Genomic DNA, 24,592 nt, shown 5'->3' on the forward strand with positions numbered 1-24,592 from the left:
CATCGAGAGTAACGACCAGGAATGCCGGGTATGCCCGTGTTCGCCGTGGGCATAGCGGGGGCTTGACCCGTTTATCGACAGTCGTTATGTTAACGAAAGTCGATAACCCCCCGATCTCCAGGAGGAGCCCATGCTCGCCACGGACAGACGACCCTCGCTCGCCGACGGCATCGCCCTCGGACTGATCGCGACCGGAGCCGTGAGCGTCGGAATCGGTGCGATCGTCGCCGTCGCCCAGGCCGCCGCCACCCTGTTCTCGCCGTCGCCGACGATCGCGATGCCCGTGCACGACGTCGACCTCATCGCCCTCGACGGCGTGGCCGGGATCGAGGGCGCCACCGTCGACTCCGCACTCGTCACCCTCACCGCGCCGCCCACCGCCGCCCGCTGGCTGCTGCTGCTGGAGACGGCGCTGCCCGCGCTCGCCACGGTCGCCCTGTGCGCGGTGGTCTGGTGGCTGGGCGTGTCCCTCATCCGCTCCCGCCCGTTCCGCGCCTCGCTCGGGTGGATGTTCGCGGTCGCCGCCTGCCTGCTGATGGCCGGCACGCTGCTCGGGCAGTTCGCCGGCGGCATCGGCCGGGCCGAGATCGTGAAGGATCTGGCCGCGACCGAACCCGGCGTCGAAGACGTGCTGTGGACGCTGCTCGTGCAGTTCGACCTGGCACCCGTGGGGTGGGCGTTCGCCCTGGCCCTCGTGGCGGGCGTGTTCGCCGTCGGCCGCCGCCTGCAGCGCGACACGGAGGGGCTGGTCTGATGATCACGTTCGGCTCGGAGGCCGTCTGGCCCTCGCTGCTCAACATCGCGATCGCCCTCGCCGTCGGCGCCGCCGTCGTCGCCCTCGTCGTCTGGAACAGCCGCCGGCGCGGCAGCCGCACGGTCACCCTCGATGCGGCGCTCACGCTGTCGGGATGGTGGGTGATCCTGTCGGCACTCGGCGCGATCGCGGTCGTCGTCAAGGCGTTCGCGGTCGACTGGGCAGAGCTGCACGGGCGGACCGTCGTCTTCCTCGACTGGCCCGCCGCCCTCCCCTGCTCCGAGTTCGGCGACGGTGCGCACACCGCCCTCACCTGCGGCGGCACGGAACTGACGGACTTCACCGTGGGCAACGCCTCGCTCGGACTCCGCCTCCTCGCCGCGGCGGCACAGCTCAGCAGCCTGGCGCTCGCCACGGTGCCCGCCGTGGTCCTCGCCCTCATCTGCTTCCACACGCTGCGCGGGCGCGCGTTCTCCCTGGTCGTGACCCGTGCCCTCGTCGGCGGCGCGGTCGCGCTCGTGGTGCTCGGCGTGGCATCCGACCTGTTGAACGGGATCGCCGCCACGGCGGGCCTGCGGGAGGCCCTCCCGATCGGCAGCCCGTGGTACCCCGCGGCGTATCAGCTCACCGTGACGCCGCTGCCGTTCGCCGCCGCGCTCGGCCTGCTCGCCCTCGCCGCCGTGTTCCGGCAGGGCATGCGCCTGGAGCAGCAGCGTGCCGCCCTGGAGAAGGAGACGGAGGGGCTGGTGTGAGCCCGGCCGAGAGCGACGAGGAGTTCACCGGCATCCACTGCCGCCTGGACGAGCTGCTCGCCGAGCGCGGCATGACCCTCACCGAGCTGAGCGCCGCGGTCGGCGTGAGCATCGTCAACCTGTCCGTGCTCAAGAACGACCGTGCCCGCGCGATCCGTTACTCCACGCTGCGGGCGATCTGCGAGGCGCTGGAGTGCGACGTGGGCGACCTGCTCGTGCTCGCGGCCCGCTGACGCGGAGCATGGATGCGCCTCCGCACGCAAGCCCCTTCTATGAATCTGCTGTGGCGCACTAGCGTCGTCCGCATGAAGAAGCCAGCACCCGCGGCCCGCCCGGCCGCCCGCCTCGCTGCCCTCGTGCCCGCCGTCGCGCTCGCCCTGTCCCTCGCCGCGTGCGGCGGACCGGCCCGCCCGTCGTCCGACGAGGTGGCCGAGGGGATCCAGAAGGTGTTCGCCGGCACGAGCCAGGAGCAGGCGATGACCGACGAGGCCGCCAGCTGCCTCGCCGACGCCCTGGTCGACTCCGAGCTGAGCGACGAGACGCTCACCTACATCGCCAACGGCGAAGACAAGCAGAAGGACGAAGCCGACAAGGCGCTCACGACGCAGATCATCACCGACAACCTGAACGAGTGCGTCGCGCCCTGACCCCCCGAACCCGGAGCATGACGGCTGCGGAGGGGCGGCCGTCATGCTTCGTCATATCCGCCCAGGGAATTCCCAGCCAGCTCTAGCGTTGAGCCTCATGGCGCGCATCCCGGCGCGCCGCGATCTCTGGAGTCCCCACCTCGATGAGCACCACCGCACGCGCCCAGAAGGCGCCAGACACCCGCGGGCCGGTCCGGAAGCTGCTGACCTCGTTCGGCTTCCAGATCATCGCCGCCCTCGTCCTCGGCATCGCCGCCGGCCTGATCGGCCGTCAGCTCGGCGCCACAGCCGAGAACCCCACCGGCCTGTCCGCCACGCTCGACACGATCGGCAGCTCCTACGTCACGCTGCTGCGCGCGGCGGTCGTCCCGCTGATCTTCACCGCGATCGTCGCGAGCATCTCCAACCTGCGCCGCGTGCAGAACGCGGCACGCCTGGCCGGTCAGACCATCCTGTGGTTCGCGATCACCGCGTTCATCGCCGTCATCATCGGCATCGGGCTCGGCCTCGTGATCCGGCCGGGCAACCGCGCCGGCGAGGGCCTCGAGCCCGGCGACCCCTACACGGTCGGCACGTGGTGGAACTTCCTCCTCGGCCTAATCCCCCAGAACTTCCTCGGCCTCACGGTCAGCACCTCCCCCGGCGCGACCGAGGGCGCGTTCACCTCCACGGTGGGCTTCAACATCCTGCAGGTGATCGTCGTCGCCGCGGTCGTCGGCATCGCCGCTCTCAAGGCGGGCAAGAAGGCCGAGCCGTTCCTCGTCTTCACCGAGTCGCTGCTCAAGGTCATCCAGCGCGTGCTGTGGTGGATCATCCGCATCGCCCCGATCGGCACGTTCGGCCTCATCGGCTCCGCCGTCATCAAGTACGGCTGGGAGAAGCTCGCGTCGCTCGGCTGGTTCGCCGCCGCGATCTACATCGGCCTCGCTCTCGTGCTGTTCGTGGTCTACCCGATCCTCGTGCGCACGCACGGCCTGTCGATCAAGCAGTACTTCTCGGGCGTCTGGCCCGCGGTGCAGCTCGCGTTCGTGAGCCGCTCCTCCATCGGAACGCTGCCGCTCACGGAGCGCGTGACCGAGCGCAACCTCGGCGTGCCCCGCTCGTACGCCTCGTTCGCGGTGCCGCTCGGCGCGACCACGAAGATGGACGGCTGCGCCGCGATCTACCCGGCCATCGCCGCGATCTTCGTCGCCCAGTTCTTCGGCATCGAGCTGAACTTCGTGCAGTACCTGCTGATCGTGATCGTCTCGGTCGTGGGCTCCGCCGCCACCGCCGGCACCACGGGCGCGGTCGTCATGCTCACGCTCACGCTGTCAACCCTGGGTCTGCCGCTCGAGGGCGTTGGTCTGCTGCTCGCGATCGACCCGATCCTCGACATGGGCCGCACCGCGGTCAACGTCGCGGGCCAGGCGCTGATCCCGACCATCGTCGCCAAGCGCGAGGGCATCCTCAACGAGGAGCTCTACAACGCGCCGCGCGAGGGCCTGCCGTTCGCCGATGACTCGTCCGACGACGACGCCCCCGAGGCCGACGCCGCCTCGGACAGCGCGCCGGAGCCGGCCGGCGCCCGCTGACCCGTCACGCCGGAACGCCCCGTCTCCTCCGGGAGGCGGGGCGTTCTCGTGTGCGGGGTGCGAGGCGACCGCGTCAGACGCGGCCCTGCTGACGCGTGGCGCCGCGCGTGTCCATCGCCAGCTCCTCCGCATCCATCGCGGTCAGCAGCTCCCGCATGACCTCCTCGTCGAGGTTGCCCGCGTCGCGCTCGGCGACCAGGATCTCCCTCCGCACCTGCAACCACCCCTTCGACAGCGCGACCAGGTCGTCGAACGACGGACGGCTCGAGGTGTCCTCCACCCGCTGCGCCTCGTCGGTGTCCTTCTCCACCCTGGTCATGCGCTTCGTGAAGGCGTCGAACACGCTCAGGTCGACCGCACCGTGCTTCTGCTCCCACTCGACGCGCTTCTGCGCCAGGTACTCCTTGCCCGCCTCCCGGCTCTTGGCCTTGACCGCCTCGAGCGCGGCCTCGTCCTTCGCGTGCTCGGCGTCGCCCCGGATCCCGAGCCGCCGGATGAGCAGCGGCAGCGTCAGCCCCTGCAGCAGCAGCGTGCCCACCGTCACGATGAACGCCACGACGACGATCGCGTGCGAGGCCTCGGTGTCGAGCGTCGCGAGGTCGGCCGCGGCCACCGCGATCGCGAGCGTGACCACGCCGCGCATCCCCGCCCAGGAGATCACGGCGTTGTCCTTCCACGTGAGCTGGAGTCCGGCCATGCGCTCCCGCACGATCTGCGTGCGCAGCTCGTCCGCGCTGTACTGCCGCCAGCGCCGCGACCGCCGCCGACGCTCGTCGAACTCCCCCGAGGCGATCCCCCGGTCCATGCGCGCGAGCCGACGACGGTCCTGGAAGTTCGCCCACGCGCTGGTGGGGTAGATGTACAGGGGCCGCACGAGCAGCACCACCACCAGCACGGCGAGGGACAGCAGCAGGATGCGCCCCACGGACTCGCTGCTCAGGTCGCGGAGCACCCGCGGGAACTGCAGCCCGATGTACGCGAACACGAAGCTCTCCAGCAGCAGGTCGGCCGACAGCCACAGTGGCGCCTCCTGCTGCCTGGTCGTGTAGTCGGTGCGCGGGGCGTTGAACCCCACGTACAGTCCCATCGCCACGACCGCGAGCACACCGGAGCCCAGGAGGTGCTCGGCGATGCCGTACGCCCCGAACGGCGCGAGCAGCCCGAACGTGCCGATCACGACGGGGTCGCTGATGCGCATGCGCAGCTGGTGGAGCACGATCCCGAACACGAGCCCGACCGCGACGCCGACGCCCACCGCGACCAGGAACTGCCAGACCCCGTCCCACACCGTCAGGGTGGCTCCGGCGAGGATCGCGGCGAATACGCGGTACAGCGTGAGCGAGGTGGCGTCGTTGATGAGGCTCTCGCCCGACAGCACCGTCATGATGCGCCGCGGGAGCCCGAGACGGCGGCCGATCGCGGCGGCGGACACGGCATCGGGCGGTGCGACGATCGCCCCGAGCAGCAGCGCACCGGGGAGGGTCAGCGACGGCAGGATCCACCACGCCACGAGGCCGACCGCGAGCGCGGTGAGCAGGACGAGCCAGATGCCGAGCCGTCGGATCTGCGGCAGGCTGCGCTTGAAGCCGACGAACGACACATCCAGCGCGGCGGAGTACAGCAGCGGCGGCAGCACCAGGCCAAGCAGCAGGTGCCCGTCGATGGACAGGTCGGGCACGATCGGCAGGAACGAGGCGGCGAGCGCGACCACCGTCACCAGCAGCGGCGCCGGCCACCCGCGCCAGCGCGCGAACGCGGCCACGGCGACGGCTCCGACGAGGACGTAGAAGATCCCGGCTTCCATGGGGGAAGCGTAGCGTCGTCCGAGGACGGGTCAGCGGGCGGGGCGACGCCGCGCGGGCGTGCGGGCGGTCTCCGCGTCGAGCGCGTCGCGGAGTCCGGCATTCTCGTCCTGCAGGTCGAGCACACGGGCGATACCGGCGATGTTGAGCCCGTCGCCGCGGAGCTCGGCCGCGCGTCGCAGCCGCTCGATGTCGTCGTCGCTGTAGCGGCGCGTGCCACCGTCGCTGCGGGCGGGGACGAGCAGCCCCTTGCTCTCGAAGAGGCGGATGGTCGCCTCCGGCAGGTCGACGAGCTGGGCAGCCACGGCGATGCCGTAGACGGGTGTGCGCGAGTCGCGTGCGGTCATCCTGACGTGTCCTCGGATCGGGGTTGCGAGATCGGTCATCTCGTTCTATAACAAATCTATACCCCACGTGCAGATAATCTGCACACCACCTCAGCCCATACGGGCCGCACGAAAGGAGAACCTCATGGCACTGACCTTCGATCCCTTCAGCCAGCTCGATCGCTTCGCCGCGAGCGTGCTGGACTCCGTTCGCGCACCCCGGTCGATGCCGGTGGACCTGTACCGCGACGGTGACCGCTACATCCTGCACGCCGACCTCCCCGGCGCCGACCCGGGCTCGATCGACGTCGACCTCGACGGCGGTCAGCTCACCATCCGCGCCCAGCGCACCGCCGACACGCGCGAGGGCGTGCGGTGGCTCGCCCGCGAACGCGGCGCCGGCTCGTTCCTGCGCCAGTTCTCGCTCGGCGACGGCGTCGACCTCGACAGCATCAGCGCCTCCTACGAGAGCGGGGTGCTGTCGGTCGTGATCCCGGTGAGCGAGCGCGCCAAGCCGCGCAAGATCGTCGTGGAGTCCGGCGAGCAGCGCCAGGCCATCGACGCCTGACCCGCGGGGGCGGCGCCCACGCGCCGCCCCCGTCCTTCCCTTTCCTCCTCCCCGCAGAAAGGACGACCCATGGCCCTCTCCCCCACCCTCGATCGCTTCCTCGCCGGCATGGAGTACCCGGCGACGCGCGACGACCTGCTGCGCGAGGCCACCCGCGACGGACTCGACGCCGACGACCGTGCCGTGCTGCGCACCCTCCCCGAGCAGAGTTACAGCGCCGCCTGGCACATCCGCTACCGCCTGGCCCGCGCCGCGCTCCGCGAGTCGCTGACCCCCGCCGCCCGGGCCGCCTGAGCCCGCACCCGCGCGGTCGCGTCACGGACGCACCGGTGCGAGGCCGGGAATGCGCGCGCGACGTCTCGGGTTGCACCCGGGGATGAACGACGTCGCCCTCTCCGTCCTCGACCTCGTGCCGGTCCGCTCCGGCCAGACCAGCGCCGAGGCCATCGCCGCCTCCCTCTCGCTCGCCGAGACCGCCGACCGTCTCGGCTACCGCCGCTACTGGTTCGCGGAGCACCACAACATGCCCGCGGTGGCCTCGACCACGCCCCCGGTGCTGATCGCCGCGGCGGCCGCGCGCACCCGACGGCTGCGCCTGGGCTCGGGTGGCGTGATGCTGCCGAACCACGCACCCCTCATCGTCGCCGAGCAGTTCGCGGCGCTCGAGGCCATCGCGCCGGGACGCATCGACCTCGGTCTCGGCCGCGCGCCCGGCAGCGACCCCGTCATCACGCAGCTGCTGCGCGGCAGCGGCACCACCAGCGACGTCGAGCAGTTCCCGCGTCACGTGCAGGACATCGCGGCGCTCTTCTCCGCCGACGGTGCCACGGTGCGCTTCACGTCGGGCGGCGAGTACACCGTGCGGGCCACCCCCGCCGCGACCGGCGTGCCCGAGGTGTGGCTGCTCGGGTCGAGCGACTACTCCGCGCAGCTCGCCGCCTCGCACGGACTGCCCTACGTGTTCGCCAACCACTTCTCCGGCCAGGGGCTGGAGCGCGCGCTCGACCTGTACCGCACGAACTACCGCCCCAGCGAGGAGCACCCGGAGCCGCGCACGTTCCTCACCGTCAACGCGGTCGCCGCCCCCACCGCGGACGAGGCCGAGCAGCGCGCCCTCCCCCAGCTGCGGATGATGGCCCGGCTGCGGCTCAACCAGCCCCTGGTGGCGCTGGAGACCGTGGAGCAGGCACTCGCCGCGGCCTCCGACGCCGCGACCGACCAGGTCGTGCAGGCCGCCCGGTCGCGGTGGTTCGTCGGCACGGGCGAGTCCGTCGCCGCAGAGGTGCGGGCCTTCGCCACGCAGCACGGCGTGGACGAGGTCATGCTCTCGCCCGTCGCCGGAGCGTTCGAGGCCGAGCCCGCCGACACCTCGCCCGGACGCACGCAGACGCTCGAGCTCATCGCGACCGCCTGAACCCGGCGCGAGGGGCTGGCCCCGGCCGACTCCGAGGCGTAGCCTCAGCGGCAGAGAGAGGGGTTCGACGATGAGCACCAGGACACTCGCACTGTGGGTCGCCTACGGCCCGAACGGCGTGGTCGGCAGCATCCGCCATGACGACGAGGGGTACGCGGTCACGATGGCCGGGGCGGACGCCGTGGCCGGGACCTACCCGAGCCTCGCGTCGGCGAAGGGGGCACTGCATGCGCGCATGGCTCCCGGCAGCGCGTGGCCGCTGTTCCAGGAGCACTGACCACCGCGACCGTCGCTCGAGACGCGCCGGGGCCCTCGGTCCCGGCACGTGCTCGAGCCCCGAAGCCCGGGGACGGGTGTCAGGACTCGGGCTCGCCGGAGAGGATGCCGCGCAGCCAGTCGCGTGCCTCGATGAACACGTCGTCGGAGTAGCGGTCGGGGTACTGCACGATCTGCCGGTCGGCACGCGGGTACGACCCGAGGAACACCACGCGCGGGCTGAAGCGGCGGATGCCGAGCAGGGCGTCGGCCATGCGCTCGTGCTCGATGTGACCGTCGGCGTCGATCACAAAGCGGTAGCGGCCGAGCTCGTCGCCGATCGGGCGGGACTCGATGAGCGAGAGGTTGATGCCGCGGGTGGAGAACTGCTCCAGCATCTCCAGCAGCGAGCCGGGGTGGTCGTGGGGCAGCTCCACGATGAGGGAGGTCTTGTCGGCCCCGGTCGGCTCCGGGGAGCGCGTCGTGCGGGTGACCAGCACGAAGCGCGTGACGGCGGCCGCGTTGTCGCCGATGCCCTCTGCGAGCACGTCCACGTCGTAGTGCTGCACGATGCCGGGGGCCGCGATCGCCGCCTGGGCGGGCAGCGAACCGTCGAGCACGCCGATCGCCGAGGCCACGTTGCTCGCCGCCGGCACGTGTGAGTGCCGCGGCAGGTGCTCGCCGAGCCAGCCGTGGCACTGCGCGTACGCCACGGGGTGCGCCGCGATCACCTCCACCTGGTCGAGCGTGGTGCCGCGCGGGGCGACCAGGACGAAGTTGACCCGCACCAGGTACTCGCCGATGATGCGCAGCCCGGGGAGCGTCGCCAACGCGTCTTGCGTGGTGGAGACGCCGCCCTCGATCGAGTTCTCGATCGCGATCATCGCGGCGTCGCTGCGGCCCTCCAGCACGTCGTCGAGCGCCTCGCCGACGTTGTGCACGGGACGCCACACCTGCCCCCTGGCCTCCGCCACCTGGTCGAGTGCCGCCTCGGTGAAGGTTCCGGCTGGTCCGAGATAGCTGTAGGTGCGGCGATCGGTCACGGCGTTCAGCCTAGCCCTCGCTCGCGCACCGGCCTCCCGGATGTCAAGCGGATGCGCGCATCCGGATCACGGGGCAGACTGAGAGGATGAGCAGTCGTGCCGGCCTCCCCGCGGAGGAAAGTGACCTGATCGACGTCGACGAGCTGATCGCCGCCTACTACGACCGCGTGCCCGACCCGACGGTCCCGGCCGAACGGGTCGTGTTCGGCACCAGCGGCCACCGCGGCTCCTCGCTGACGAAGAGCTTCAACGAGAACCACATCCTCGCCACGACGCAGGCGATCGTCGACTACCGCGCCGCGCAGGGCATCACAGGGCCGCTGTTCCTCGGCCGCGACACGCACGCCCTGTCGCTGCCTGCCGAGCGCAGCGCGATCGAGGTGCTGCTCGCGAACGGCGTGGACGTGCGCGTCGACGCCCGCGACTCCTGGGTGCCGACGCCCGCCCTGAGCCACGCGATCCTCACGTACAACAGGGGTCGCGCGACCGACGACCCCGGCCGGGCCGACGGCATCGTGGTCACCCCGTCGCACAACCCGCCCCGCGACGGCGGCTTCAAGTACAACCCGCCGCACGGTGGTCCCGCCGACACCGACGCCACGGGCTGGATCGCCGACCGCGCGAACCAGCTCATCGCCGACGGCCTCACCGAGGTGAAGCGCGAGCGGTTCGCCGACGTCGACTGGGACGCGATCACCGGGTACGACTTCCGCGACGCGTACGTGCGCGACCTGCCGTCGATCATCGATCTCGACGCGATCCGCAGCGCGGGCGTGCGCATCGGCGCCGACCCCCTCGGCGGGGCGTCGGTGGAGTACTGGGCGCTGATCGCCGAGATGCACGACCTCGACCTCGACGTGGTGAACCCCGAGGTCGACCCGACCTGGCGTTTCATGACCCTGGACTGGGACGAGAAGATCCGGATGGATCCGTCGTCTCCGTCGGCGATGGCGTCCCTGGTCGCCCGCAAGGGCGACTACGACGTGCTCACCGGGAACGACGCCGATGCCGACCGGCACGGCATCGTGACCCCGGATGCGGGGCTCATGAACCCCAACCACTACCTCGCCGTCGCGATCGACTACCTCTTCTCCCACCGCGAGCAGTGGCCGCGCGACGCCGCAGTCGGCAAGACCCTCGTGTCGTCGATGATCATCGACCGGGTGGCGGAGTCGCTAGGCCGCCGTCTGCTGGAGGTGCCGGTCGGGTTCAAGTGGTTCGTGCCCGGGCTGCTCGACGGCACGGTCGCGTTCGGCGGCGAGGAGTCGGCCGGTGCGTCGTTCCTGCGCCGCGACGGCTCCGTGTGGTCGACCGACAAGGACGGCATTCTGCTGTGCCTGCTCGCGGCGGAGATCATCGCGGTCACGGGCAAGACCCCGTCGGAGCGCTACGCCGAGCTGGAGCAGGCGTTCGGCGCCTCGGCGTATCAGCGCGTCGACGCCCCGGCGACGCCGGAGCAGAAGGCCACGCTGGGCAAGCTGGCGCCGGAGTCGGTCACCGCGACCACGCTGGCCGGCGAGGACATCACGGCGAAGCTGTCGCACGCCCCAGGCAACGGTGCGGCGATCGGCGGGCTCAAGGTGCAGACCGAGCACGCGTGGTTCGCCGCCCGCCCGTCGGGCACGGAAGACGTCTACAAGCTCTACGCCGAGAGCCTGCGCGGCCCGGAGCACCTCGCCGAGGTGCAGGAGGAGGCCCGCGCCGTGGTGTCCGCCGCTCTCGGCGACTGACACCCGGGCGACCCCGGCGGGATCGGAACGGCCCCGGACGCGGGTGGGGACGTTCGCGATCCCGCGCAGGGGTGGGACCGGAGGGCGGGGCGGTTCAGTCCGCGTCGGTGGAGGAGCCGAGCAGCTCGCGCACGCGACTCGACACCCGGTGGAACTCCGGCGTCTCCAGCACCTCGGCGTACCCGCGGCGGGCCGGGAGGTCGACCCGGTGCTCCTCCAGGATCCGGCCGGGACGCGGACTCATCACGATGACGCGGCTCGCGAGGTAGACCGCCTCGGCGACCGAGTGCGTCACGAGCAGGACGGTGGTCCCGGTGGCGCTCCAGATGCGGTTCAGCTCCACGTTCATGCGCTCGCGCGTCAGGGCGTCGAGCGCACCGAACGGCTCATCCATGAGCAGCACCCGCGGCTCGTGCAGCAGCGCGCGGCACAGCGAGACGCGCTGCTGCATCCCGCCCGAGAGCTCGTGCGGCAGCGACTTCTCGAAGCCGGTGAGACCGGTCATCTCGATGAGCTCGTCGGCACGGGCCTGGGCCTTGCGCATGTCCATCCCGCGCATCTCGGCCTGGAGGAGGATGTTGCCGCGGACGCTGCGCCATTCGAGGAGCGCCGCGCGCTGGAAGACGTACCCGATGTCCTGCCGGGGACCGCGGACCTCGTCCCCGCGGAGGCGGATGCTGCCGCGGCTGGGAGCGGTGAGTCCCGCCACGGCTTTGAGCAGCGTCGACTTGCCGCATCCGGACGGGCCGGCGATGGAGAGGAACTCGCCCTCCTCGACGCGCAGGTCGACCCCCTCGAGCGCGGTGACCTGACGGCGCTTGGAGGCGAACGTGATCGCCAGGTCGGAGACCTCCAGCGCGGGGCCGGTGGGCGTGCCCGCCGTGGCGCGCGCCTGCTGATCGTGGGTGAGCATGAGATCCGACCTCACTTCCCGGGGGTGAACGCGTCGTCGTAGTAGGTCTCGACGTCACCGTCGCCGGAGATGAGGCCCGCCTTCGACAGCACCTCGAGCGTGGCCTCCCAGTCCTCGGCGGCATTCGCTCCGGGAGCCTGCCCCTCGGTGGCGTCGGTGTGCAGCAGCTCGATGGTCTCCTCCCACTGGTGCAGCAGCACCTTCTGGGCCGGCATCTGCGGGTCCTTGCCCTCCATCGCGGCGACCGCGGCCTCCGGGTCCTCCTGCGCGGCCTCGAACGCCTCCGAGGTCGCGGCGACCAGCGCCTCGACGAGTTCCGGGTCGTTCTCGATCGTGTCGTTCGGGGCGATGAGGCCGTTGCTGAAGAAGTTCAGCCCCGCGTCGGAGTAGCGCAGGTACTCGACGTCCTTGCCGCTCTTGTCGGCGATGGTCGGCCCCTGGTCGTGGGCGAACCCGATGAGCCCGTCCACCTGGCCGGAGAGCATCGCGGCGATCTTGCCCGCGGCGTCGAGGTTCTGCTGGGTCACGTCGCCCTCGTCGAGCCCGACCGCCTCGAGGTACATCGGGAACGTCGTGGTCGGAGCGTCGCCGGCGGAGACCGCGATGGTCTTGCCCTTCAGGTCCTCCGGACCGGAGATGCCGGAGTCAGCGAAGACCTGCACGGCCGACGGCGTCGTCTGGAGGAAGACGCCGACGCTTTTGATCCCGACGCCCTTGTCGATGTTCGCGAGGACGGCGGGGGTGTCGGCCCAGCCGAAGTCGACCTGGCCCTGTCCCACGGCCTGGGCGGTCTTGGTCGAGCCCTGCCCCGCCTTGATCGTGAGGTCGATCCCGTGCTCCTCGAAGATGCCCTGGTCGACCCCGTAGTAGAACGCGGCGTGCTCGCCGTAGGGGTACCAGTTGAGCATGAGCGTGACCGGGGTGAGCGCGTCGGTGTCGTCGCCGCCCTCGCCCGCCGGGGCCGAGGAGCCGCCGCACCCGGAGAGGGCGAGCACCGCCGCGGACGCGAGGGCGATGGAGCTGAGGATGGTGCCTGACTTCTTCATCAGTGCCTTCTTTCGTGGGTGCGAGGGGGGTCAGAGTCGGACGGTGGCCGCGGCGACGTCGCGCTTGGACGCGTGCCACGGGATGAGGAAGCGCTCGGCGACCTGGATGATGCCGAAGAGGATCACGCCGAGAAGCGACATGATGATCAGCGCCGCGAAGAGCATCGCGGTGTCGAGGTTGCCGTTGGCCTGCAGGATGACGTAGCCGAGCCCCTCGTTCGCGCCGACGAACTCGCCGACCACCGCGCCGGTCACCGCGAGCGTGGCGGCGACCTTCAGTCCGGACAGGAGCTCGGGGAGAGCGGCGGGCAGCCGCACCTTGAGGAAGGTCTTGAAGCGGCTCGCTCCCATGGTCGACGTGAGCTGGAGGATCTCGGGATCGACGGTGCGCAGACCTGCGAGGCCCGAGATGACGACGGGGAAGAACGCCATGAGCACGGCGACGAGGATCTTGGGCTCGGCGCCGAACCCGAGCCACACGACGAACAGCGGCGCGATCGCGATCTTCGGGATGACCTGGGCGAACAGGATCACCGGGTAGAGCGTCTGCTCCAGGCCGCGGGAGTAGACCATGAGCACCGCCACGAGGACGCCGACGACGACCGCGATGACGAATCCGATCACGGTCTCGTAGGTCGTGACCCAGGTGTTCTGCGCCAGGTAGGCCGCGTTGTCGGTGAAGGCCGCCCAGGTGTCGGCGGGCGACGGGATGATGAACGCCGGCACCCACCCGAGGCTCGTCGAGACCCACCACAGGGCGATGACCGCGAGCACGAAGACGAGCGGGTGCCAGTGGCGGCTCCACCAGCGGACGATGCCCGCGGGCTCGGGTCGGTCGGCGGCCAGCGCCAGGGTCATGGTCGCGTTGGGGGCAGACGACATGTGGTCCTCGACATCTTCGTGAAGGATTCGGGAAAGCGCATTCCCGAGCGATGTTGCGAGTCTATGCCGCCGGTTCGCTCGTGTCAACGCGCGCGGTTCGTCGAGGCGCGTGAGCTCGGGGATCCCCGACGGGCGTGCGGTCACCGGGAGCGCGCGAGGGCGGCGCCGGCGACGCGGAGCCAGCGGGCGGGGTCCGCGAGGGCGCTCTCCCCCGAGCCGGCGAGGACCGTGAGGGAGACGGTCGCGGCGAAGATCCCGACGTCGGCGTCGGGCGTGATGCGCCCCGCCGCGAGCAGGGGGCGTGCGCCCGCCGCGGCCGCCATCCCCGCGAGGAACGACGGCACCTTCCCGTCGCCGGACTGGCCGTCGTACGACCCCTCGCCCGTGACTACCACGTCGGCGCCCCGGACGGCGTCGGCGAGGCCGATGAGCTCCGCCACCTCGGCAGCCCCCGGGGCGAGGACAGCACCCCAGCGCACGAGGGCCGCCCCGGTGCCGCCCGCCGCTCCGGCGCCCTGGTGCTCCGCGTCCACGTCCAGCAGCGACGCGAGCCGGGCGAGCGCCGCGTCGACACGGGAGATGTCGCCCGGATCGGCCAGGCCCTTCTGCGGACCGAAGACCGCCGCGGCGCCGCGTGCGCCCGTGAGCGGATTCGTCACATCGGTGAGCACCCGCACCTCGGGAGCCGCCCGCAGGCCGTCGAGGTCGACGGCCGCGACGTCGTCCAGGCCCCGGGCTCCGGGCGCGACCGGGCGTCCCGCGCCGTCGAGGAAGCGGGCGCCCAGAGCGGTGAGCATGCCGATGCCGCCGTCGGTCGACGCGCTGGAGCCGATGCCGAGCACCAGCCGCGAGACGCCGTGGTCGAGCGCGGCGACGATGGCCTGCCCGAAGCCCGTGGTGTCCGCGTCCCACGGACGCGGCGCGGCGAGCAGCTCGATGCCCGACGTGGAGGCGATGTCGACCACTCCGGTGCCGTGCGGCGCACCGTCGTCGGGCGGCAGGAGGAGCCAGGACGTGTCGTGCGCGTCGCCGGCGGGACCGGTGACGCGCACGGGCATGCGCCGCGCCCCGGGGACGGCCGCCGCGAACGCCGCCACCGTGCCCTCCCCGCCATCGGCCATCGGGCGATGCACGAACTCTGCGTCGGGCTCGACCTCCGCCCACCCCTCGGCGAGTGCCTGCGCCGCCGCAGCCGCGGTGATGCTGCCCTTGAAGCTGTCGGGCGCGAGGACGACCCGGGTCACGCCGCTCCCGGGGTGCTGTCGCGCACGACCACCTCGAGCGCGAGCGGCGGCTGGGTCCAGTCGTCGTCGACGATCGCCCGGAAGGCCTCGTACCCGGCGTCGCTGAGCGGCACCCGGACCGTGGTGAGCGCGGGGGTCACATCCCGGCTGGACGGCACGTCGTCGAAGCCGCACACCGCGATGTCCGCGCCGACCTCGCGCTGCGCCGCACGGATCGCCGCCATCGCACCGATGGCCACCACGTCGCTGATCCCGAACACGACCGTGCCCGTCGGCACGCCCGCATCGAGGGCCGCGGTCATCGCCGCCGCGGCGGACTCGCGTCGGAAGTCGCCGCGGACGGTCTGCGCCACCGCGCCGCCGCCCTCCTCGAAGCCCGCGCGGAACCCGGCGAGGCGGTCGTCCGAGGTGCGCACGCCCTCCGCCGCCCCCACGAGAACGGCCGAGCGGTACCCGAGCTGTGCCATCCGGCGGCCGAGGGCCGTGGCACCGGCGCGGTTGTCGATCTCGACGCGGCGCGCTCCCTCGGCCTCCGCGCCGAAGGCCACGACACGTCCGCCGAGTCGGATGAACTCCGCGAGCTCTCGGGCCGTCTCGGCCTGCCCCTCCTCCTGCGTGCGTGACGCGGCGAGGATGAGGCCCTGCGGCCGCTGCCCGCGCAGAGCCCGCACGATCCGCGCCTCGCGGGCGGGATCGCGCTCCGTGATCGCCACGGTGACGACGAGACCCTGCTCGTCGGCGCCGCGCGCGACGCCCGAGGCGATGAGACCGAAGTAGGGATCGGCGATGTCGGCCACGAGGAGGGCGATCACCGGCGAGCGCCCCCGTGCGGTCGCTTGGGCCGAGACGTTGGCCGTGTAGCCGAGGGTCGCGGCGGCGGCCTCCACCCTCTCGCGGAACGCGGCAGCGACCTTGCGCTCTGACCCGTTGAGCACCCGCGAGGCCGTCGCGAGCGAGACGCCGGCCTCGAGGGCGACGTCGTGCAGGGTGGGCGCCGGACCGCGGGCGTGGCGAGGACGACGCGCGGTCGGCGGCTCCGCCGGGGCGGCTGGCGTGGTCATGCCCAGAGCCTACCGGCGGGCGCCTCGGGCCCCTCGGCCGGGGTCATGCGGGCCGGCCGAGGTAGGCGCGGAGGGCGGCGGCCTCCCCCGCGAGGTGCGCGGGGTCGTCGTCCGGGACGAACTCGAGCAGGGCGTCGCGGGGCGGTCGCTCCGCCGCAGCCGCCTCCGCGGCGACGCGCGTCCACAGCGCCTCCCGGGTGCGCAGCGGGTGCCGCTCGGTGCGCGGCCACCAGGAGAACACGTGCACGGCGCTCACGTGGGCGGCGAGCCGCCGGTACTCCTCGAGCGCCTCGGCATCGGGAGCCCCGACCGTCGGCTGCCAGTAGCTCGACAGCGCCGGATGGCCGACCTCGGCGAGCACCCGGAGGGCGGCCTCGGCCGTGTCGGCGAGGGTGCCGGAGTGGAACTCGAGGGCGAGCCCGATCCCGCGGGCGGCCGCCTCGACCGCGGCGGCGCGGAGGCGCGTGACCACCTCGGCGCGCTCGCGAGGCGTCGCCGCGGCGGCTCCGGTCGAGCCCGCCCACACGCGCACACGGTCGGCCCCGAGCGCGGCGGCGCTGTCGAGCACGGCCGTGAGAGGCTCGGCCGACCCCGCACGGAAGTACGACCCGTAGGACGCGACCGCGAGCCCGGCGTCGGCCGTGAGCCGCGCCACCTCTTCGGCACGCGCGACATCGCCGGGCGGCACGTGCACGTCACCGCCCCACTCGATCACCTCCAGGCCCGCGGCTGCCGCGAGGGCGACGATCCGGGCGGGCTCGAGCGCGCGGAACGTCACCGAGCACAACCCTGGGCGCATCCCCGTCATGGCCTCATCATCTCAATCCCCCTCGTCGACGGGACCCGGTCACGGTGGCACGACCGGCGGTCATCGCAGGTGCGGGGAGACGGTCGCGGCGAACGACTCGGCCGTGCGCCGGACCACGGCGCGCGGATCGGCGGCCCAGACGTCCGCGCGGAAGATCTCGACCTCGATGTCCCGGTCGTAGCCGGTCGCCCGCACCGCGCGGGTGAGCACGCCGAAGTCGATCACCCCCTCGCCCGGATAGTGCCGCGACAGCAGCGGGTCGGCGGCGAGCGGCGTCTTCCAGTCGCACACCTGGTACGTGGCGATGCGGCCCTCGCGCCCGGCGCGCGCGATCTGATCGAGCACCTGCGGGTCCCACCAGATGTGGAAGGTGTCCACGGCGACCCCCACCACGGCCGGGTCGAAGTCGGCGGCGATGTCGAGCGCCTGTCCGAGCGTCGACACCACGGCGCGGTCCGACGCGTAGAGGGGATGCAGCGGCTCGATCGCCAGGGTCACGCCGGCGCCGCGGGCATCGTCGGCGAGAGCTCCGATCGCGTCACGCACGCGCTCCCTGGCGCCGACGAGGTCGCGCGACCCCTCGGGCAGCCCTCCCGCGACGAGCACCAAAACCGCCGTCGACCCCTCGGCCCCCGCCGCCGCGAGCGTCGCGGTCTCCTCGATCGCCCGCCGGTTGTCGTCGAGCGCGGCCTCGCGCGCGGGGCCGGCCGGGAGCGTGAAGAAGCCGCCCCGGCAGTGCGTGCTGAAACGCAGCCCGGAGTCGGCGAGCATGCGCGCCGCCCCCGCGAGGCCCACGTCCTGCACGGGCTCCCGCCAGAGGCCGATCGCCGGGAGCCCGGCCTCGGCCGTGACCTGCAGCGCCGTGGCGAGGTCGGCGTGCTTGATCGTGGCCTGGTTGAGGGAGAGACGCGGGTCGGGGAACGGGGCGGTCATGCGTCGACGCCGTTCAGCCGGAGGAGGCCGTGCCACCGCTCACGGGCGAGCTCCGGCCGCTCCAGGGCGAGCGCCGCGTTCGCGAGCTCCACGACGCGACTGAGGTGCGGGAGGCTCCGGGCGGAGTGGAGTCCGCCCACCATCTGGAACGCCGGCTGATGGCCGTTGAGCCACGACAGGAAGGCCACGCCCGTCTTGTAGTAGTAGGTCGGCGCGGCGAACACCTGCCGGCTGAGCTCCTCGGTGGGCCCGAGCAGTGCGAGGTAGCGGTCGGGGTCGTCCGCATCCAGCGCCTGGATCGCCGCCGACGCCACGGGGGCGATCGCGGCGAAGGCCCCGAGCAGCGCATCCGAGTGCCCGTGCGAGGCCGGCGTCGCACTGCCGGAGCCCAGGCTGTCGCCGCCGATGAGGCCGACGTAGTGGAAGTCGTCGCCCGTGAACATCCGCACGCCCGCGGGGAGCCGGTCGCGCACCCAGACCTCGGAGTCGGCGTCGAGCAGGCTCATCTTCACCCCGGCGATCGCGTCGGGGTGCTCGGCGATGATGTCGAGCAGCACTCGTGCCGCTTCTTCCCATCCGGCCGAGCCGTCCGCGGCCGCCGTCGGCGCGAAGTACCCGGCCAGCTCGGGGTCGAACGCGGTGCCGAGCCAGTGCAGCACCACGGGCGCGGACGCGCGGGACAGCACATCCCGGTACACGCGGCGGTAGTCGTCGGCGCTCTCGGCCGCCCTGGCGAGGTGTCGCGACGCCATGAGCACCGGCCCCGCTCCCTGCTCCTCGGCGAAGTGCAGCTGCTCGACGTACGCGTCGACGATGCGATCGAGCGGGATGTGCGCGTCGTCGACCTGATCGGTGTTGACCCCGACCACGACCGACCCGCCCTCCTCGCGGGCGACCTCGGCGCTGCGGGCGATGAGCTCGCGCGTCGCGACCGCGTCGAGCCCCATGTTGCGCTGCGCGGTGTCCATCGCATCCGCGACGCCGAGCCCCCACGAGTACACGTTGCGGCGGAACGCGAGCGTCGCGTCCCAGTCGATGTCGGCGGGGCGTCCGGGGGTGTTGTCGGCGTGCGGCTTCGGCACCACGTGGGCCGCCGCGTACGCCACCCGGCTGCGCAGTGGTCCGTCCGGCCGGGTCACGGCGTCGGGCGCACGCAGCTCGACGCCGGAGGTGCGCCCGTCGGCGGCGAGCAGACGGAGGGCGCTCATGCCCGGTCCAGCGTCAGCGGTTCGAGCACGATCTTGCGGCCCTCGGCGCTGGACGCCAGGCCGGCTTCCGCGAACTGCACGCCGCGGGCCCCCGCCAGCAGGTCGAACGGGTAGTCGGTGCCTTCGACGTAGGACACCAGGTACTCCTCCCACTGCTGCCGGAAGCCGTTCTGGAAGACCTGGTTGGCGGGCACCTGCTGCCAGTCGGCGTCGTAGTCGTGGTCGTCCTCCAGGTCGGGGTTCCACACCGGCTTGGGGGTGGCGTTGCGGGGCTGGATCTTCGCGCCGAAGAGTCCGACCACCGCGGAGCCGTGCGTGCCGTCGACCTGGAACTCCACGAGCTCGTCGCGGTTGACGCGGACCGTCCACGAGGAGTTGATCTCGGCGACGACGCCGCCCGCCAGCTCGAAGATGCCGTACGCCGCATCCTCGGCCGTCGCGGTGTACTGCTCGCCCTTCTCGTCCCAGCGGTCGGCGATGTGCACGGCCGCCTGGGCGTAGACGCTCGTGACCTCGCCGAAGAGGTTCTCGAGCACATAGTTCCAGTGCGGGAACATGTCGGTGATGATGCCGCCGCCGTCTTCCGTGCGGTAGTTCCAGCTCGGTCGCTGCGCGGGCTGCCAGTCGCCCTCGAACACCCAGTAGCCGAACTCGCCACGCACCGACAGGATGCGCCCGAAGAATCCGGAGTCGATGAGGCGCTTGAGCTTCTGCAGGCCGGGGAGGTAGAGCTTGTCGTGCACGACGCCGGTCTTCACGCCGGCGTCGCGGGCGAGCCGGGCCAGCTCCAGCGCCTCCTCCAGCGACTCGGCGGTGGGCTTCTCGGTGTAGATCGCCATGCCCGCGGCGATGGCTTTGCGGATCGCGGAGGCCCTGGCCTTCGTCACGAGGAAGTCGGCGTAGATCTCCCACTGCGGGTCGGCCAGCGCGGCGTCGAGGTCGGTCGTCCAGTCGGCGATGCCGTGGGCTGCGGCGAGTTCCGCCAGCTTGGCCTCGCTGCGGCCGACGAGGATCGGCTTCACGGTGACCCGCGTGCCGTCAGCGAGCTCGATGCCGCCCTGGTCGCGGATCGCGAGGATCGAGCGCACCAGGTGCTGCCGGTACCCCATGCGCCCGGAGACGCCGTTCATGATGATCCCGATCTCGCGGGTCGTGGCCTGTGCCATCTCGGTCCGTTCCTTTCGGTGGAGGGGGATGCGCGGCCCGGATTCGAGGATGCGGGTAAGCGCTTTCCGAGATCATGGCACGAGAACGTCCACCCCGCAACCGCGGCGGACCTCGGGCGCGCACGGCCGGCCGCATCACCGCGCCGCCCGCCGGGTCACGCTTCCGGCGGCGACCCCGTGCTGGCGCGCACGTGCAGAGCCGGGGCCAGCGCCACCCGCTCCGCCGGGCGATCGATGCCGTCGCGCAGGCGGTCGCGGAGCAGCTCCACGGCGCGGCGGCCCACCTGCGGCTTCGGCGGGCGCAGCGCGGTGAGGGGCGGGGCCCCGTTCATCGCGATCTCATCGTCGTAGGCGAGGAGCGACACGTCGCCCGGCACCCGCCACCCCGCATCCACCAGGTGCTGCTGCAGCAGGAGCGCCTGCGGGTCGGAGTGCACGAGCAGCGCGGTCGTCGCCGTCGCCCGGATCTCGTCGAGGAGCGCGGCGACGAAGGGCCCCACCGCCGATCGACCCATGCGGTCGAGGGCGACCTCGCGGTCGACCCCCGGCTCGAGACCGAGCTCCTCGACCGCACGGCCCCACCCGCGGCGCAGGGCGGCGGAGGTCGGCGACTGGGGCGAGGTGAGGATGCCGACCCGCCGATGGCCGAGGCCGGCGAGATGACTCGCGGCGAGCGCTCCCCCGAACGCATGATCGGTGACGACGCTCTCGAGACGCGTCAGCGCGAGCACGTCGGGCGCGCGACGCTCGACGAGTACGACGGGCAGGGGCAGCGCATCCAGCCAGGCGAGGAGGGCATGACCGTCCGCGCCCGCGGTCTCGGGAGCCACGATCAGCCCGTGGACCGTCCCCGACGCGACCAGGGCGGAGATCTGTCGGCGCTGGTCGGCGGCCGCATAGCTCGCCCCCCGGAGCACGATCTGCGTGTCGGTCTCGATCCCCGCCACGCGGGCGCCCTCCACCACCTGCGGCCAGTAGTAGCTCAGCGACGGCACCACCATGCCGAACCGTCGCGGAGCGGACAGCGGCCGAGTCGCGGCCGGGTCGAGGGTGCTGCGGAGCGTGGCGCCGCCGTGCACGCGCGTGAGGAGCCCCCGCTCCGCGAGGTCGGCGATATCGCGGCGGATCGTCAGCTCGGCCACGCCCAGGTCGCGGGCGAGCGCCGACACCCGCACGGCCCCCGCGCGCCGCAGCTCGTCGAGGATCCGCTCGCGGCGGGAGATGCCGAAGCGCGGCGCCTCCTCCCCGCCGCTCACGTCGCGGCCTCCCCGTGCGTCGTGGATGCACGGCACCGCTCGGCCGAGCGGGCGCGGTGTGGGATCGGCATCGGGACTCCTTGTTCGAGTGTGTTCGATCATGACAGACCGTGTTCGTTTCCGTTGCGCGCACCGCCCCGCCGTCCTTCACTGGAGCGGCGCCGACGTCCGTCGCGCAGGCCCCGAGGAGACCATGTCCGCCCGCCCCACCGTCCTCGTCGCGATGTCCCCCGATGCCTGGGACCTCCTGTTCGACGGCCCCCGTCGCAACCGGCTCGCGGCTCTCGCCCTGATCGACGACCCCGTTCCCGTCACCGCCGTCGACGCCGCCGCCCCGCAGGAGCGCCTGGCCCGGGTGGAGGCGCTCGTCACGGGGTGGGGCGCGCCCGCGCTCGACGAGGCGGCCCTGGCCCGGCTCCCCCGGCTGCGCGCGGTGTTCCATGCCGCCGGGAGCGTCCGCGGCCTCGTGTCCGAGGCACTGTGGCACCGCGGCATCCTCGTCACCTCCGCCGCCGACGCCAACGCGGCCCCCGTCGCCGAGTACACCCTCGCGATGATCCTCCTCGCCGGCAAGCGAGCCCTCGTGCCCCTGCGGACGGCCGACCCGCAGCACGACCTCCGCACCGGCGCCCGCGTCGGCGGTCGCATCGGCAACCTCGACCGGACGGTCGGCATCGTCGGGTTCTCGCGCATCGGCCGGCGCGTGGTGGAGCTGCTCCGGCCGTTCCCCGGCATCGAGGTGCTCGTCGCGGATCCGTTCGCCGATGCGGCCGAGGTCCGGGCCGCGGGCGCCGAGCTCGTGCCGCTGGCGACGCTGCTCCCCCGCGTGGACGTGCTGTCGCTGCACGCTCCGGCGCTCCCGGCGACCCGCGGCATGATCGGACGCGCACAGCTCGCCGCCCTCCGCGATGGCACGACCATCATCAACACGGCCCGCGGAGCGCTCCTCGACCACGACGCCCTCGCCGACGAGTGCGCGGACGGACGACTCGACGCCGTGCTCGACGTGACGGAACCCGAGCCCCTGCCCGTGGACTCGCGGCTGCTGCAGCTGCCGAACGTCGCGGTCACCCCGCACCTCGCCGGCTCGCTCGGCAGCGAGACGCGGCGGCTCGCCGATGCGGCCCTCGACGAGCTGGAGGCCTGGATCGCCGGGGCTCCCCCGCTCCACCCCGTGCGCCCGGCCGACCTGGAGCACGGCGCGTGAGCACTCTCCCCCTCCCTCCGGAGGACCGCGACCTGTCGCCGTACACCGGCTGGGGTCGCGCGCACCTCCAGACGGTCGCCGACGCCATCCTCGACGGGGCCGCCCGGCACGCGAGCCCCACGGGCGCCGGTGTGCGCTATCCGGGCCGCCCTGGCGGGTTCGGCCCCGCGGTCGACGCCCTGGAGGGCTTCAGCCGCACCTTCCTGCTCGCCGCGTTCCGCATCGCCGGAGACCCCGACGGCACCGGCGACCTGGCCGCGCGGTATGCGCGCGGACTCGCCGCCGGAGTGGACCGGGGGAACCCGGAGCGCTGGCCCCGGCCCGACGAGGTCGATCAGGCGAAGGTGGAGGCCGCAGCCCTCGCCGTCGGGCTCCACCTCACGCGGGACACCGTCTGGGCTCGACTCGACGACACGGCACGCACCCGCACGATCGACTACCTCGCCGGGTTCATCGGAGGCTCGTACCCGCCGAACAACTGGGCCTGGTTCCGCATCCTCGTCGAGCAGTTCCTGGAGAGCGTGGGCGGCCCGTTCTCGACCGAGGACCGCGGGGCCGACTTCGCCCTGCTCGACGGGTTCGAGCGGGCCCACGGCTGGACCTCCGACGGCGCCGCGCGCTCGTTCGACCACTACGCGGGCTGGGCGCTGTCCTTCTATCCCGCGATCTGGGCCGACATGGTCGCCGACGATCCGCGGCACAGCGCCCGGATCGCCCGCTCCCGCGCCCGCCTCGACGACTACCTCGACGACGCCCTGCACCTCGTCGGCGCCGACGGCGGACCTCTGATCCAGGGCCGCAGCCTCACGTACCGGTTCGCGTCGGCGGCGGCGGCGGGCGCTGCGGCCTTCACGGGCGGATCGCGGCACGGCCCTGGCCTGCTGCGCCGCGCCATCAGCGCCCAGGTGCGGCACTTCGTCGACCGCGGGACCCCGGACGCGTCCGGCGTGCTCCCGCTGGGCTGGCACGGCGCGTGGCGGGCGCTCGCGCAGGACTACTCGGGCCCGGGGTCGCCGTCCTGGGCGGCGAAGGGGCTGTTCGTGCTCGCGCTGCCCGCCGCCCATCCGGTATGGACGGCCGTGGAAGAACCGTTGCCCATCGATGCGGGATCGTTCGCGCGGGTACTCGCCGCGCCCGGGTGGCTCGCGAGCGGCACCCAGGAGGACGGTGTCGTGCGCATCGTCAACCACGGCACCGACCACGGCGTTCCGGGAGAGCGGCATCCGGACGCGCCGCTCTACGCGAAGCTCGGCTACTCGACGGCGACCGCGCCCGTGCTCCGCACGCCCGGACTGACGGAGCCGCTCGACGGCACCGCCGCCCTGGTGCGGGACGGTCGCCCGAGTCACCGCTCCGGCTTCTCGACCGGGACGCTCTGCGAGCACGAGGGCACGCTGCTCGGCGGGTCGTCGGGGCGGGTGCACTGGCACCAGGAGTTCGTGTCGGCGTTCGACGTGGGCGGCGGTGCGGCGGCGCGCGTCACCGAGACGGGGCCGGTGCTCGACGTCGTGTCGGTCGTGCGCGGCGCCTGGGAGGTGCGGCTGGTGCGTGTCCGCGACGCGGAGGGGGAGGCGGCCGCGACGCGGGTGCGGGAGGGCGACCAGCTGCGCGTCGGGGGATGGGCGCTGTCGGGAGAGGATCTCGTCGAGGACGGCCCGGGGAGCGTGTCCGCCGGAGCCGAGGCGGGGAACGCGTCGCACGGCAGCGGGCGGCCCGGCGGTCGCGCGCCCGCGCGGCACAGCCGCCTCGTGGAGCTGCACGGCACGGACGGGGCGGCCTCGGGCGTGCGGGTCGAGTCCGACGTGACGCCCCTGGCCCCGCGGACGGCGACACCGTGGCTCACCGTTCCGGCGCGCCCGGGGGCCTGGGTGGCGGTGGGGGTGCTGCTCGGCGTGGCCTCGGCGTCGCCGCAGCTCACCCCGCAGGAGGGCGGGTGGCTGGTCGTGTGGGCGGACGGGTCGACGACCGCGTTCGACGCGGAGGAGCTGCTGCCGCCCGGCTGA

25 protein-coding genes are annotated in these 24,592 nt (G+C 72.9%); 12 read left to right on the plus strand and 13 right to left on the minus strand.

Translation table 11 applies throughout. The annotated features are described in order from the left end of the window. Window positions 1-130: 130 nt before the first annotated feature. From ACFWCH_RS02195 to ACFWCH_RS02215, 5 genes are all read left to right on the plus strand, one after another. On the plus strand, window positions 131-754 hold the full coding sequence (locus ACFWCH_RS02195) for a hypothetical protein (RefSeq protein WP_378802815.1): 624 nt from the start codon (window positions 131-133) through the stop codon (window positions 752-754). Continuing rightward, on the plus strand, window positions 754-1,506 hold the full coding sequence (locus tag ACFWCH_RS02200) for a hypothetical protein (RefSeq protein WP_241115082.1): 753 nt from the start codon (window positions 754-756) through the stop codon (window positions 1,504-1,506). Before ACFWCH_RS02195 ends, ACFWCH_RS02200 begins: the two co-directional genes overlap by 1 nt. Continuing rightward, window positions 1,503-1,739 carry a helix-turn-helix transcriptional regulator gene (locus ACFWCH_RS02205; protein ID WP_136034669.1) on the plus strand — a complete coding sequence of 79 codons (237 nt, stop codon included), beginning with the start codon at window positions 1,503-1,505 and terminating at the stop codon, window positions 1,737-1,739. The genes ACFWCH_RS02200 and ACFWCH_RS02205 overlap by 4 nt, the downstream gene beginning before the upstream one ends. 72 nt (window positions 1,740-1,811) lie before the next feature. Further along, on the plus strand, window positions 1,812-2,153 hold the full coding sequence (locus ACFWCH_RS02210) for a hypothetical protein (protein ID WP_136034667.1): 342 nt from the start codon (window positions 1,812-1,814) through the stop codon (window positions 2,151-2,153). Between the two features lie 143 nt (window positions 2,154-2,296). Then, the gene (locus ACFWCH_RS02215) at window positions 2,297-3,727 is read left to right on the plus strand and encodes a dicarboxylate/amino acid:cation symporter (protein WP_378802816.1); all 1,431 of its coding nucleotides are present in this window, start codon (window positions 2,297-2,299) and stop codon (window positions 3,725-3,727) included. Window positions 3,728-3,800: 73 nt separating this feature from the next. Here the strand turns inward: ACFWCH_RS02215 and ACFWCH_RS02220 are convergent, their stop codons facing one another. Continuing rightward, window positions 3,801-5,531 carry a cation:proton antiporter gene (locus tag ACFWCH_RS02220; protein WP_378802817.1) on the minus strand — a complete coding sequence of 577 codons (1,731 nt, stop codon included), beginning with the start codon at window positions 5,529-5,531 and terminating at the stop codon, window positions 3,801-3,803. 30 nt (window positions 5,532-5,561) lie between these two features. Then, window positions 5,562-5,876: a MerR family transcriptional regulator gene (locus ACFWCH_RS02225; protein ID WP_136035688.1), complete on the minus strand. Its 315-nt coding sequence runs from the start codon at window positions 5,874-5,876 to the stop codon at window positions 5,562-5,564. Window positions 5,877-6,000: 124 nt separating this feature from the next. Between ACFWCH_RS02225 and ACFWCH_RS02230 the strand changes: the two genes are divergently transcribed. The 4 genes from ACFWCH_RS02230 to ACFWCH_RS02245 all read left to right on the plus strand — a co-directional run bounded on the left by ACFWCH_RS02230 (window position 6,001) and on the right by ACFWCH_RS02245 (window position 8,114). Beyond that, entirely contained in the window at window positions 6,001-6,423 is a 423-nt protein-coding gene (locus ACFWCH_RS02230; RefSeq protein WP_136034660.1) for an Hsp20/alpha crystallin family protein, read from the plus strand. Between the two features lie 69 nt (window positions 6,424-6,492). Continuing rightward, a complete protein-coding gene (locus tag ACFWCH_RS02235) occupies window positions 6,493-6,717 on the plus strand; it encodes a DUF2795 domain-containing protein (RefSeq protein WP_136034658.1) in 225 nt (74 codons plus the stop codon). A gap of 82 nt (window positions 6,718-6,799) precedes the next feature. After that, window positions 6,800-7,837: an LLM class flavin-dependent oxidoreductase gene (locus tag ACFWCH_RS02240; protein ID WP_136034656.1), complete on the plus strand. Its 1,038-nt coding sequence runs from the start codon at window positions 6,800-6,802 to the stop codon at window positions 7,835-7,837. 70 nt (window positions 7,838-7,907) lie between these two features. Further along, the gene (locus ACFWCH_RS02245; protein ID WP_136035692.1) at window positions 7,908-8,114 is read left to right on the plus strand and encodes a methyltransferase; all 207 of its coding nucleotides are present in this window, start codon (window positions 7,908-7,910) and stop codon (window positions 8,112-8,114) included. A 79-nt stretch (window positions 8,115-8,193) separates the two neighbouring features. On the opposite strand, the gene pheA is transcribed toward ACFWCH_RS02245, so the two are convergent. Then, on the minus strand, window positions 8,194-9,144 hold the full coding sequence (pheA, locus tag ACFWCH_RS02250; RefSeq protein ID WP_136034649.1) for a prephenate dehydratase: 951 nt from the start codon (window positions 9,142-9,144) through the stop codon (window positions 8,194-8,196). Between the two features lie 77 nt (window positions 9,145-9,221). Between pheA and pgm the strand changes: the two genes are divergently transcribed. Further along, window positions 9,222-10,865 carry a phosphoglucomutase (alpha-D-glucose-1,6-bisphosphate-dependent) gene (gene pgm, locus ACFWCH_RS02255; protein ID WP_136034647.1) on the plus strand — a complete coding sequence of 548 codons (1,644 nt, stop codon included), beginning with the start codon at window positions 9,222-9,224 and terminating at the stop codon, window positions 10,863-10,865. A gap of 94 nt (window positions 10,866-10,959) precedes the next feature. On the opposite strand, the gene ACFWCH_RS02260 is transcribed toward pgm, so the two are convergent. From ACFWCH_RS02260 to ACFWCH_RS02305, 10 genes are all read right to left on the minus strand, one after another. After that, window positions 10,960-11,778 carry an ABC transporter ATP-binding protein gene (locus ACFWCH_RS02260; RefSeq protein WP_378802818.1) on the minus strand — a complete coding sequence of 273 codons (819 nt, stop codon included), beginning with the start codon at window positions 11,776-11,778 and terminating at the stop codon, window positions 10,960-10,962. 11 nt (window positions 11,779-11,789) lie between these two features. Beyond that, window positions 11,790-12,824, minus strand: a complete 1,035-nt coding sequence (locus ACFWCH_RS02265; RefSeq protein ID WP_136045507.1) for an ABC transporter substrate-binding protein — start codon at window positions 12,822-12,824, stop codon at window positions 11,790-11,792. A 30-nt stretch (window positions 12,825-12,854) separates the two neighbouring features. Then, window positions 12,855-13,706: an ABC transporter permease gene (locus tag ACFWCH_RS02270; RefSeq protein ID WP_136034641.1), complete on the minus strand. Its 852-nt coding sequence runs from the start codon at window positions 13,704-13,706 to the stop codon at window positions 12,855-12,857. 140 nt (window positions 13,707-13,846) lie between these two features. After that, window positions 13,847-14,950, minus strand: a complete 1,104-nt coding sequence (locus ACFWCH_RS02275; protein WP_378802819.1) for a glycerate kinase — start codon at window positions 14,948-14,950, stop codon at window positions 13,847-13,849. Further along, complete coding sequence (locus tag ACFWCH_RS02280; protein ID WP_378802820.1) at window positions 14,947-16,011, minus strand: LacI family DNA-binding transcriptional regulator; 1,065 nt, start codon at window positions 16,009-16,011, stop codon at window positions 14,947-14,949. Before ACFWCH_RS02280 ends, ACFWCH_RS02275 begins: the two co-directional genes overlap by 4 nt. 43 nt (window positions 16,012-16,054) lie before the next feature. After that, window positions 16,055-16,819, minus strand: coding sequence for a sugar phosphate isomerase/epimerase family protein (locus ACFWCH_RS02285; RefSeq protein ID WP_378802821.1), 765 nt, complete (start codon window positions 16,817-16,819; stop codon window positions 16,055-16,057). A 60-nt stretch (window positions 16,820-16,879) separates the two neighbouring features. After that, on the minus strand, window positions 16,880-17,752 hold the full coding sequence (locus tag ACFWCH_RS02290; protein ID WP_206252664.1) for a sugar phosphate isomerase/epimerase family protein: 873 nt from the start codon (window positions 17,750-17,752) through the stop codon (window positions 16,880-16,882). Further along, on the minus strand, window positions 17,749-18,960 hold the full coding sequence (locus ACFWCH_RS02295; protein WP_378802822.1) for a DUF993 family protein: 1,212 nt from the start codon (window positions 18,958-18,960) through the stop codon (window positions 17,749-17,751). Before ACFWCH_RS02295 ends, ACFWCH_RS02290 begins: the two co-directional genes overlap by 4 nt. Next, window positions 18,957-20,126 (minus strand): Gfo/Idh/MocA family protein, encoded by a 1,170-nt coding sequence (locus tag ACFWCH_RS02300; RefSeq protein WP_378802823.1) that lies wholly within the window; start codon window positions 20,124-20,126, stop codon window positions 18,957-18,959. Before ACFWCH_RS02300 ends, ACFWCH_RS02295 begins: the two co-directional genes overlap by 4 nt. 155 nt (window positions 20,127-20,281) lie before the next feature. Further along, entirely contained in the window at window positions 20,282-21,382 is a 1,101-nt protein-coding gene (locus tag ACFWCH_RS02305; protein WP_378802824.1) for a substrate-binding domain-containing protein, read from the minus strand. A gap of 193 nt (window positions 21,383-21,575) precedes the next feature. On the opposite strand from ACFWCH_RS02305, the gene ACFWCH_RS02310 reads away from it, so the two are divergent. Continuing rightward, entirely contained in the window at window positions 21,576-22,589 is a 1,014-nt protein-coding gene (locus tag ACFWCH_RS02310) for a hydroxyacid dehydrogenase (RefSeq protein ID WP_136035415.1), read from the plus strand. Beyond that, complete coding sequence (locus ACFWCH_RS02315; RefSeq protein ID WP_378802826.1) at window positions 22,586-24,592, plus strand: DUF2264 domain-containing protein; 2,007 nt, start codon at window positions 22,586-22,588, stop codon at window positions 24,590-24,592. The genes ACFWCH_RS02310 and ACFWCH_RS02315 overlap by 4 nt, the downstream gene beginning before the upstream one ends.

Source organism: Microbacterium sp. NPDC060132 (assembly GCF_042729675.1).
Classification (GTDB): domain Bacteria; phylum Actinomycetota; class Actinomycetes; order Actinomycetales; family Microbacteriaceae; genus Microbacterium; species Microbacterium sufflavum.